Source organism: Streptococcus mitis, assembly GCF_001579035.1.
Taxonomy (GTDB): domain Bacteria; phylum Bacillota; class Bacilli; order Lactobacillales; family Streptococcaceae; genus Streptococcus; species Streptococcus mitis_J.
Window position 1 is genome coordinate 23093 of sequence record NZ_KQ970293.1, and the last position, 8915, is coordinate 32007.

Here is an 8915-nt window from a genome sequence, read left to right on the forward strand (position 1 = left end):
CGCCTGCCAATTTGTGAGCGAGGCAAGCGTGAGTGAAATTCTTTATACGTCATTTGTCCAAGTCTGACGCATATTCTAGCTCGCTTTTAACGTGGTTCGCGGCACGTTGATTTTGTTGCTAAGTAATAGCAATCTACAGCACCATAATCAAACCTCACATCGTCTTTCCCGATGTATTTTTTGAATTTTGGTCTGGTAATACCTGAGAAAGCCCATTGATGGTCTTCCATCTGCTCAATGAGATCGTCGACAGTGTCAAACGTCCCAAGGTAAAACTTGCAGTGTCCATTGTAGACGAAGTAAAGATTTAACATCACTCCACCTCAACAGGGTAAAAATTCCCAAAGGAACCCCTCAATGCCTTGCCAACCTGTAAGGCTGCCCCACGAGAAACAAACCGCAAGGCTTTCTTCTCCTCTGAACATGAAATGTCCAAGCCAGTCACACCGATAACTGCGGACATCAGAAAGGGCTTATCCTCTCTTGTCCCATGCTTTAAAATAAACATCAGCCACCTCCGTTCTAAAAATATTGCTTCCGCTTGTTTGTCAAATCATTGAAAACCATCAAATGGTCTTTATCTACACCCTTCATTAGTCTGGACATGAAAGGTCTGCCATATCTTTTTTGAATATCGGCAGAAATCAAATTTGTGGTAATGATTGTGTTTGAACGCTTATTCAAGATATTGTAGAGAATAGTAAATGACCATTCGCTATCTTTTTCCATTCCTAAATCATCCAAAACCAAGAACTTAGCACTAGCAATTTTATTGACCAGAAACTCTTCCTGACTAAAATCAGCTTTAATCTTCATCAGCAAGTCAGTTACGTTGATGAAAATAGCAATCTCTTTCGTGTACTCAGATAAGGCTTTTACCATCGCAAAAGCCAAATGGCTCTTACCAGTCCCAGCTTCTCCTTGAAGCACGATGTTGTTCCTAGCACCCTCAGACCACTCACGACAAATCCGTCTTGCAAAAGCTAGCTTTTCCGCTTCTTTTTCAGTAGGTGTCTCAAAATTGTCCAAGGTTGCATTTTTCAAAACCTCATCATAAAGAGAAAACTTCTCAAGATAGTATTTCCTCTCTCGTTCATTCTCAGCGTCGGCCAGTTCATTCACTCTTGCCTGATTCTCTTCATGGATTCGCTCAGATTCACACATACGGCACACAACACTCTCAGTCCTCAATATCTTTATCAAAGGAATGTTGTGCTTTTCGCAAAACTCTTCTTGTTGTTCTGTATTCCTGTGATAAGATAAGACAATTTCCTCAAATACATTGTCTACCATGACAGACGACCTCCGCATTCGTGCCAACTCGCCATTTCAGACAAGCAGGTAATCACTTGATGAATTGGTTGTCCTGCTAAAAGAGTTTTCTTCTCGTAGCTTAACGGATAATAGTCTATCTCGAATTGTTCAATCAGTTCTAATACCCCCATTCGTCCTTGGCCTCCTGTTCTGCTTTCTTATCCTTGTTCTTCTTTTCGGATTGACGAACTTGCTCAACAGTCGTGACATTGTTCATCTCCCAATTTCTTAAAATACCGCCAATATATTTGATGTTCGGCTTTCCTGAGTTAATAGCAGTCTTCAATGCTTCTTTCACCAAATCCACATCATTCTCATTTAGGAGATGGTTTATTTCTTCAATCTCAAATCCAGATAAGAGTCTACGAAATTCAGATTGAAACAGTTCTAAGATATTTTCTTGACCACTACTACTATTAGTAGTAGTTATTCTTCTCTTATTCTTATCTTTATCTAATCTATTCTTATTCTTTTCTTTATCTTCTTCTAGTGCGTTACCGTCCGTTACTGTAACGTTACCTGTAACGTTACCAAGAGCAAGATTTTTCTGTTTTTTGCGGTATTTGGCTACACGGTTACGTGTCTGTTCCTTGATTTTCTCCATTCCATCAACGTTTTGATGTTTTTCCCAGTTTGGCAAGGTAATGACACCCTCAATAACCTCAATCATACCGAACCGTTCAAATATTCCCAAGGCCATCCTAACAGTGTTGAGGGGTCTTTGGAATCTATTAGCTAACATTTCATCTGTATAAACTAAATTAGGTGAAATTGCTAAAACTCCATTTTTATTCAATTTTCCAGCCAACACTAGAATTTTGAACCAAATTACCAGAATAGCATCATGATCAGGAAGTGCATCGATAAGACAGATTTTTTCATCGTCAAAAACATCAGTAGTAATTTTAATCCATTTGATTTCAGACATGCCGAGCTCCCCACTTCCTACGGTTCGCACGGTACTTCATCCGCATATCATCATAGATATGCCTGCCTTCTAACTCTAGTTTTTCAAGCTTGAGCAGACGGTTTTGAGAGGCCACATCATGATTGTCCTTGGTTAGTTTTTCATAGTCCTTAACTAGTTTTTCATAGTCCTTGGTTAATTTTTCATAGTCAGTTATGTATTCTTTGACCAATAATAGATTTTTATGATCATATTCCCAAATCGTAATAAAATGTCTTTTATCTGATCCCTTTTCTATCGCTTCTTTGATATACATAATCTGGTCATCCAGCCATTGAATCAATCTTTCCATTTCCTGACCTCCTCATTACAAAAATCTGATTGCAGACTGTTTAGGTTCTGGCAAAGCTAACGGCTCAGGGCGCAATCCTACAGGCGGTTCGTTGTCATATGTGAATCCTTTGAACTCTCTGCGAATATTCTTGCGAATTTCTTGCCATTTGTCCTCTCTACCACGTTCATATGCATGATTACGCACTTGGATAATCATAGACGCAAATTCTTGCTCTTCTCGTCTTTCTTTTTCCTTACGCTCCTCTTGCAATTTGATATGACGGCAAGCCCCTGCAAATCCAATCAGCAAGGCTCCAACACCCATTAACTGGTCTAAAATCGGTGGTTCAAACATTTTTCTATCTCCTTATGCTCTTAATTTTCGTACTTCTTTTTCTAATTCCAAAATCTCATAAACATCATTGACATCGTACATAATATCTTTCCCTTGCTTACGAAATCTTAATCCTTTACGTTCTAACTTCTTAATATAGCCATGATTGAAGCCGAACCTCTTCATCAAAGCCTGTTGATTGATTGGCATGCGATCATTCTCTAACTGCGCCTTGACCTGCTTTTCAGCAAAGGCCAGTAATTGGTTTGTGAACAATTCAGCACTTTCGCCGTCCAATCGTAATTGTAGCGTTATACCTTCCATTTTTTTACATCCTCTCAACTATGCGGGCAAGCATTTTTGTGATATAATGGTTTTAATAATTTAAGTGTGCACCTGATTTCCGTCAGGCTTTTTTTGCGTTGTTGTCAAACTGTTTTACTTTCCATCGCCCTGAGTTCTATCTCATGGCTGACTTGTCTAAATAGCTTCTCACACGCTATTTTAGCTTCTCTGTACGTTGTAGATTCACTGATGAAGTAATCAGCAAGTTCAATGATTTTATCTTCCATTCAACCTCCTATATCAGTCTCAAGACTGATGTAATATCCTCCTAAATTGCTATAATAATTTTGACTAGGACCTCTCACCGTTTTAGTCAAAAAATCAATAGAAAGGAGGGAGTTTTATATGGCAAAACTTACTAAAGAAGATGTTTTACAAGTTTCTAACGAAATCATAAATGATGCCATTCCTACTATCGAAAATATGCTGGATGAAGTATTTCAAGAATATCCTATCGATATAGAAGTTAGAAAAGCCATTCTTTACAGCACTCTTGCTGTTTATAGACTTAGCACAGAAACTACAGTTTCGTTGCTAACACAACTTGTAAACGCTCAAGAAAATTAGTATTTCCTGATAATCTTTTTACCAACTCAGGGTCTGCCTTCACAAAGGTGGACTCTTTTTCTCCTCTATACGGATATCGTCTTGGTCTCATTTTTCCCCTCCCTACGCTTGACTAAAAGCGTTCAGTTCCATAATCTTCATCTTGGTATTTGTGCTTGGTTCCCAAGTCATCCAGTAAACTAGAGCGGCATCCGCATGCTTCTTGGGTAGCAAGTCATAGCGACTAATGTTGAAGTGGTCCTTGAAATCAATCTCAGCTTGTCTAAAGACCGACTGAGCAAAAATCTTATCCGCATAAGCTGGACTGTCAATACCACCCAGGCAAGCCACTACACGAGCCTTACGCTTCTTCAGTAGCGATTGAGCGTAGCTAGGATGAATCGGTTGCTCACTCTTGAGATAGTCAATATCTTCCAGCATGGTCGCCTGTTGCTCACGTAATTTCTTCTGGCCAGTAAACAGAGCGATAAAGGCATCCTCGTCCAAATCCTCACGGATAAATCCACCCTGCTTTCGAATAGCTGGTAAAACCTCTGATGTTACCCAACGCTTGAATTCCTTGGCCTGGGGCAACTTGCTGGATAAGATAAGAGAGTAGAGACCAGATTCGTTGATGATAATCATGTCCTGTGTTCCACCACTAGTAGGGATGCCCTGTTTTAGGGCGTCCTCTTCATCAACGTGAAGAGCAATCGCATTTCTAGCCTTGCTATATCCTAGGATATCCGCTACATCCTTACCGACAAACCACGGCTCGTCATCAATTGTCAAAGTACGGACTTCCTGTCCGTGAAAGTTAAAAATTTCGTTCATAATGTTCCTTTCAAATGTGGTATAATCAAAATAAAACGATTGGAGAAATCTTATGGAATATCAAGCTCTTATTCAACCTGTAATTAGTATCATTCTTGCAATAATCTCAGGGTTATTGTCATATGTCGCATCAAAAGCTAACAATAAAGCTGAGATTGAAAAACAAGCCAAAGAACATTCACATACTGTTGAAAAACTCGAAAAAGAATTTCATCATCAGATAGATACTCTAAAACAGCAACATGCCTTAGATCTTGAAAAAATCAAACAAGCTCATGAATTACGGTTACAAGAACTTGAAAAAGTATCTCAGCTTGATACTGAAACCGACAAGGCTATGAAGATAAATGATATTATCTACAAAACCATTACAGGCGAAGTTGATTTGGACAAAGCTTTAAAATTAGCTGATAAAGCTAACAATCACAAATAAAACCTAAATAAAAAATTTATTCAAAAGACTTCTAAAAAATCATAAATTAAATTTTTTTCTAACTCTTTCAAGCTCATCATCTTGTATTTTCTTATACTCGTCGATGCGCTTTTTTCTATCTCTTTTGCTAGCGTAGTATGTGGCAAAACCAATAATAAGATTGATTATGACAACAAAGTAAAACCATACTAGTTCTTCCATCTTCCCCTCCTACTCCAGCACCTTACTGCCGACTACCAATCGTTTAACGACAACGTCCATCTCCTTAAATTCGGCATTCTCTGCACAGTAGCGGACGCTCTCGCTAATGATGTGACAAATAGATACACCGTACTCGTTCGCCAGCTCCGTAGCAATCTCCCAGGCATCTTTGTCAATCCGTGTTACTTTTTGCGCTGCGTTGTTCATAATGTTCCCTCCTTGTTGCGGTTAAACCGCAATGTCGTGTAAAAAAATAATGTCATCAATAGACACACCAAAAGTAGTAGCGATTTGATAAGCTTGGGTTACAGTAGGTTCTGTTTTCCCTCTTTCCCAATTTCCCCAAGTATCAACAGAGACATCAATAGCCTCGGCTGCATCCGCTTGTCTCCAATTTTTTAGAGTTCTCAATGTTTTTAGAGTCATTTTTTGCATTTTACAGTCCTTTCTATCTTTTTTATAATTGAGTGACTCAACTATGACTCTATTATAATGCGGTTAAACCGTAATGTCAAGTGTTTTTTGCGTTTTTATCGTATTTTTTTATTTTTTCTTTACTTTTTTGCGTTTTTGCCGTAATATATACTATATAAAGGAGTGATACAAATGAGCAATAATAAAAGTAAAGAAATTTTCTCTGCGAACTTGGAAAAGTTAATGACCAGCAGAGACGTTGATAGAAATAAACTTTGTTCTGATTTAGGATTAAAATACACTACTGTAAGAGATTGGTTAAAGGGTATAACTTATCCTCGGATAGGAAAAATAGAATTACTTGCGGACTATTTCGGTGTTAATAAATCAGACTTAATAGAAGATAAAACTCAAGAAGTAAAAGAAGTAAAAATCCCTACTTCCCCTCTTGTCCAAAAAATTACTGAAAAAGTTGTAAAGTTGTCAACTCCAAGAAAACAAAAAGTTCTGAACTATGCTAATGAACAATTAAAAGAGCAGAATAATAAAGTGATTATGATTGAGGAAAAGCTTTTTGAATACCGTGTTTTTGAAAAACTTTCAGCTGGTACTGGATTCTCATACTTCAACGATGGTAACTATGACACTGTTTTTTATGACAAAGACTTAGACCACGATTTTGCCTCTTGGGTTTTTGGAGACTCAATGGAACCTAAGTACATGAATGGAGAGGTCGTTCTTATCAAAGAAACAGGATTTGACTATGATGGTGCTGTTTATGCAGTTGAGTGGGATGGCCAAACTTACATTAAAAAAGTTTATAGAGAAAAAGACGGTCTTAGACTCGTCTCTATCAATAGCAAGTATAAAGATAAATTCGCACCATATGACGAAGATCCAAGGATTATTGGAAAAATAGTCGGAAACTTCATGCCAATAGAAAATTAAAAGGAGAAACTTATGAAAATAGGAATGAGAAAACCAAGTCTGACCAGAAGTTTAAAAGCTAGAACTACTAGTAAATGGAAAAGACAGGCTAAAAAAGCTATTATCCCTGGCTATGGTAAAAAAGGGATGGGATGGGTTAAAAATCCAAAGAAAGCCATGTATAACAAGGTTTATCATAAGACAACCTTTGGACTTTCGGATTTGTTTAAATCATCCAAAAAGAGAAAGAAGAAAGTGGTCAACAACAAACAGCAATCTATTCTTGCCTCGAACGGCAAAAAGCAACACACTCCAAAAGAATATAAAGAAGCTGGGCTTGTCTTTATGTTTTTAGGTGCTATATTCCTATTTTTATTTCCACCTCTCGGCTTCTTCTTGTTTATTACTGGTTTTATAACTTACATTATTGGTCGTTTAACTGCAAAGCGAGAGAAAAAGAAGAAAGTTGAAAATTACAGTCCACAGATTGATACAATTGTTTTCCGAGATGATTTCTTATTAATGGGAACAAATTATCATCAAGAAGAAGCTGAGATTGCAGCTGATTTTCTTTCCAAGGGTGTCCATTATTTTGGGAAAGATAATAAGAGTTTGAAATCTTATATGCTTGAAACATATAAACCTGTTTACAAATACAATAAATTGAAAACAGTAGACGTTCAACTATTACCAGAACCTTCAAATCCGCATGATAAAAATGCTGTCAAAGTTTTAGTGAATAATATCTTTGTCGGATACTTACCAGCTATGATTGCAACACAAGTTTCATCCTACATTTCTAATCTAAATTACAGATATGATGCAATCCTTACAGGTAGAGGAGGACCATATAAAACCCTAAATATCGAAACTGAGAGAGTCGTTTCTCGTAAAAGTAACTTAACTTACTATTTAGATTTAACAGTATGGCGTCTTGCTAAAAAATAAAAAAATCCCCACACTCGCAAAGTTTGGCGACTCTGAGTGTGAGGATTCAACTTTCCATCAAGCAATCAATGGAAAGGATGATAAAAAAATACAACTATAGTTTATCATAAGTTCTACACCTTTTCAACTATGCGGGCAAGCAATCGAAAAGAAAGGACTTTTTTATGATAAAAAAATACCTTACAAAAAAAGGAGAGACTAGATATCTCTTTCAAACATATCTGGGTATAGACCCTGCCACTGGAAAAGAAAAACGTACAACACGCCGTGGTTTTAAAACCATAAAAGAGGCAAAGGCTGCCGAACGTGACCTCCTCTTAGACGTTGAAGAGAACGGTTTTTCAAATAATGAAGATTTCCAGAACCCTACTTTCGCTGAAGTCGCTGAGTTGTGGCTTGATAGCTATAAGAGCACTGTGAAACCAACAACCTATCAGAACGTTAAGAAAAAACTTGATGTTATGATTGACTTGTATTTTACAGATATGAAAATCCAGCAGATCAGTGTAGCTTATTGTCAAAAGGTTGCTATCAAGTTAAGTAATCGCTATATCCTCTATGCCAATTACTACTCTGTCATCAGCCGTATTTTCAAGTATGCCACTTCTCTTGATATTATTAAGTCAAATCCTTTAGACAAGATTATCAAGCCTAAAAATAGACCCTTAAAGGGCAAAGAAAACTACTATACAAAGCAGGAACTAACCAAGTTCCTTAAAGTTTACAAAGCAAATTGCAAACCAGTAGACTACACTTTTTTCCACTTACTCGCTTTTTCAGGATTGAGAACTGGAGAAGCTATCGGACTCATGTGGTCAGATGTTGACTTTGAAAATAAGTTGTTAAGTATTTCTCGTACAGCTGTCGTAATTGGTGACAAGCAAACTGTTCAGGATCCTAAAACCAAAAGGAGTACGAGGGTTATCACCTTAGATGATGAGACTCTGAATGTATTAAAACTCTGGAAACGTCAACAAATAAAAGAATATTTCCAGGCTGGTGTGCCTTATAAACATGATTCGAATTATATTTTTACGAACAATGGCGGAGGATGGCTTTTAGCTGCAACTATGAAAGTGAAACTTTTAAGATTCTTTCGTAAACACAATAATCTTAAAAAAATTTCGCCTCACGGGTTTAGACATACACACGCTTCTCTCCTCTTTGAAGCTGGTGTTACAGCCAAAATTATTTCAGACAGATTAGGTCACAACAATGTTCAAACTACCCTTGATATGTATACCCACATCAACGATAATCAACGTGTTGAAGTCGTTAATCAGCTCATGGATTTTATCCGCTCAAGCTAAAAGTAGTGTCGTATTCAATTTCGTATTCAATTTTAGTTGACCTACTGAAACCCCACTGATTTCAAACGA

The 8915-nt window shown here is 37.3% G+C and carries 18 protein-coding genes; 5 read left to right on the forward strand and 13 right to left on the reverse strand.

Features of this window, described 5'->3' with window-relative positions; genetic code table 11:
- Positions 1-86 precede the first annotated feature (86 nt).
- From SMIDD26_RS13410 to SMIDD26_RS12390, 9 genes are all read right to left on the reverse strand, one after another.
- Positions 87-314, reverse strand: a complete 228-nt coding sequence (locus tag SMIDD26_RS13410) for a hypothetical protein (RefSeq protein ID WP_061440045.1) — start codon at positions 312-314, stop codon at positions 87-89.
- Positions 314-508: a hypothetical protein gene (locus SMIDD26_RS10305; RefSeq protein WP_061440046.1), complete on the reverse strand. Its 195-nt coding sequence runs from the start codon at positions 506-508 to the stop codon at positions 314-316. The genes SMIDD26_RS13410 and SMIDD26_RS10305 overlap by 1 nt, the downstream gene beginning before the upstream one ends.
- A gap of 14 nt (positions 509-522) precedes the next feature.
- Complete coding sequence (locus tag SMIDD26_RS10310; protein ID WP_061440047.1) at positions 523-1293, reverse strand: ATP-binding protein; 771 nt, start codon at positions 1291-1293, stop codon at positions 523-525.
- The gene (locus SMIDD26_RS12385) at positions 1287-1445 is read right to left on the reverse strand and encodes a hypothetical protein (RefSeq protein ID WP_167747523.1); all 159 of its coding nucleotides are present in this window, start codon (positions 1443-1445) and stop codon (positions 1287-1289) included. The genes SMIDD26_RS10310 and SMIDD26_RS12385 overlap by 7 nt, the downstream gene beginning before the upstream one ends.
- Positions 1433-2242 carry a phage replisome organizer N-terminal domain-containing protein gene (locus tag SMIDD26_RS10315; RefSeq protein WP_061440048.1) on the reverse strand — a complete coding sequence of 270 codons (810 nt, stop codon included), beginning with the start codon at positions 2240-2242 and terminating at the stop codon, positions 1433-1435. Before SMIDD26_RS10315 ends, SMIDD26_RS12385 begins: the two co-directional genes overlap by 13 nt.
- Positions 2235-2573, reverse strand: coding sequence for a hypothetical protein (locus tag SMIDD26_RS10320; protein ID WP_061440049.1), 339 nt, complete (start codon positions 2571-2573; stop codon positions 2235-2237). Before SMIDD26_RS10320 ends, SMIDD26_RS10315 begins: the two co-directional genes overlap by 8 nt.
- A gap of 15 nt (positions 2574-2588) precedes the next feature.
- Complete coding sequence (locus SMIDD26_RS10325) at positions 2589-2909, reverse strand: hypothetical protein (RefSeq protein ID WP_061440051.1); 321 nt, start codon at positions 2907-2909, stop codon at positions 2589-2591.
- A 12-nt stretch (positions 2910-2921) separates the two neighbouring features.
- Entirely contained in the window at positions 2922-3212 is a 291-nt protein-coding gene (locus SMIDD26_RS10330; RefSeq protein ID WP_061440052.1) for a hypothetical protein, read from the reverse strand.
- A 104-nt stretch (positions 3213-3316) separates the two neighbouring features.
- Positions 3317-3460 carry a hypothetical protein gene (locus SMIDD26_RS12390; RefSeq protein ID WP_167747524.1) on the reverse strand — a complete coding sequence of 48 codons (144 nt, stop codon included), beginning with the start codon at positions 3458-3460 and terminating at the stop codon, positions 3317-3319.
- 118 nt (positions 3461-3578) lie between these two features.
- Between SMIDD26_RS12390 and SMIDD26_RS10335 the strand changes: the two genes are divergently transcribed.
- Positions 3579-3800 carry a hypothetical protein gene (locus SMIDD26_RS10335; RefSeq protein WP_061440053.1) on the forward strand — a complete coding sequence of 74 codons (222 nt, stop codon included), beginning with the start codon at positions 3579-3581 and terminating at the stop codon, positions 3798-3800.
- 102 nt (positions 3801-3902) lie between these two features.
- On the opposite strand, the gene SMIDD26_RS10340 is transcribed toward SMIDD26_RS10335, so the two are convergent.
- A complete protein-coding gene (locus tag SMIDD26_RS10340) occupies positions 3903-4613 on the reverse strand; it encodes an ORF6C domain-containing protein (RefSeq protein WP_061440054.1) in 711 nt (236 codons plus the stop codon).
- A 52-nt stretch (positions 4614-4665) separates the two neighbouring features.
- On the opposite strand from SMIDD26_RS10340, the gene SMIDD26_RS10345 reads away from it, so the two are divergent.
- Entirely contained in the window at positions 4666-5046 is a 381-nt protein-coding gene (locus SMIDD26_RS10345; protein ID WP_061440055.1) for a hypothetical protein, read from the forward strand.
- Positions 5047-5085: 39 nt separating this feature from the next.
- Here SMIDD26_RS10345 and SMIDD26_RS12395 read toward each other — a convergent pair whose 3' ends face one another.
- From SMIDD26_RS12395 to SMIDD26_RS10355, 3 genes are read right to left on the reverse strand one after another with little or no spacing between them, the layout of a single operon-like run.
- On the reverse strand, positions 5086-5247 hold the full coding sequence (locus SMIDD26_RS12395; RefSeq protein ID WP_167747525.1) for a hypothetical protein: 162 nt from the start codon (positions 5245-5247) through the stop codon (positions 5086-5088).
- A gap of 9 nt (positions 5248-5256) precedes the next feature.
- Positions 5257-5454: a hypothetical protein gene (locus SMIDD26_RS10350; RefSeq protein ID WP_001057654.1), complete on the reverse strand. Its 198-nt coding sequence runs from the start codon at positions 5452-5454 to the stop codon at positions 5257-5259.
- A gap of 21 nt (positions 5455-5475) precedes the next feature.
- Positions 5476-5682: a helix-turn-helix transcriptional regulator gene (locus SMIDD26_RS10355; RefSeq protein ID WP_050216445.1), complete on the reverse strand. Its 207-nt coding sequence runs from the start codon at positions 5680-5682 to the stop codon at positions 5476-5478.
- A gap of 171 nt (positions 5683-5853) precedes the next feature.
- On the opposite strand from SMIDD26_RS10355, the gene SMIDD26_RS10360 reads away from it, so the two are divergent.
- The 3 genes from SMIDD26_RS10360 to SMIDD26_RS10370 all read left to right on the forward strand — a co-directional run bounded on the left by SMIDD26_RS10360 (position 5854) and on the right by SMIDD26_RS10370 (position 8846).
- The gene (locus tag SMIDD26_RS10360; protein WP_061440056.1) at positions 5854-6609 is read left to right on the forward strand and encodes a LexA family transcriptional regulator; all 756 of its coding nucleotides are present in this window, start codon (positions 5854-5856) and stop codon (positions 6607-6609) included.
- A 12-nt stretch (positions 6610-6621) separates the two neighbouring features.
- Positions 6622-7536, forward strand: a complete 915-nt coding sequence (locus tag SMIDD26_RS10365) for an HIRAN domain-containing protein (RefSeq protein ID WP_050240440.1) — start codon at positions 6622-6624, stop codon at positions 7534-7536.
- 164 nt (positions 7537-7700) lie between these two features.
- Positions 7701-8846, forward strand: coding sequence for a site-specific integrase (locus tag SMIDD26_RS10370; protein WP_061440057.1), 1146 nt, complete (start codon positions 7701-7703; stop codon positions 8844-8846).
- The last annotated feature ends 69 nt before the right edge of the window (positions 8847-8915 follow it).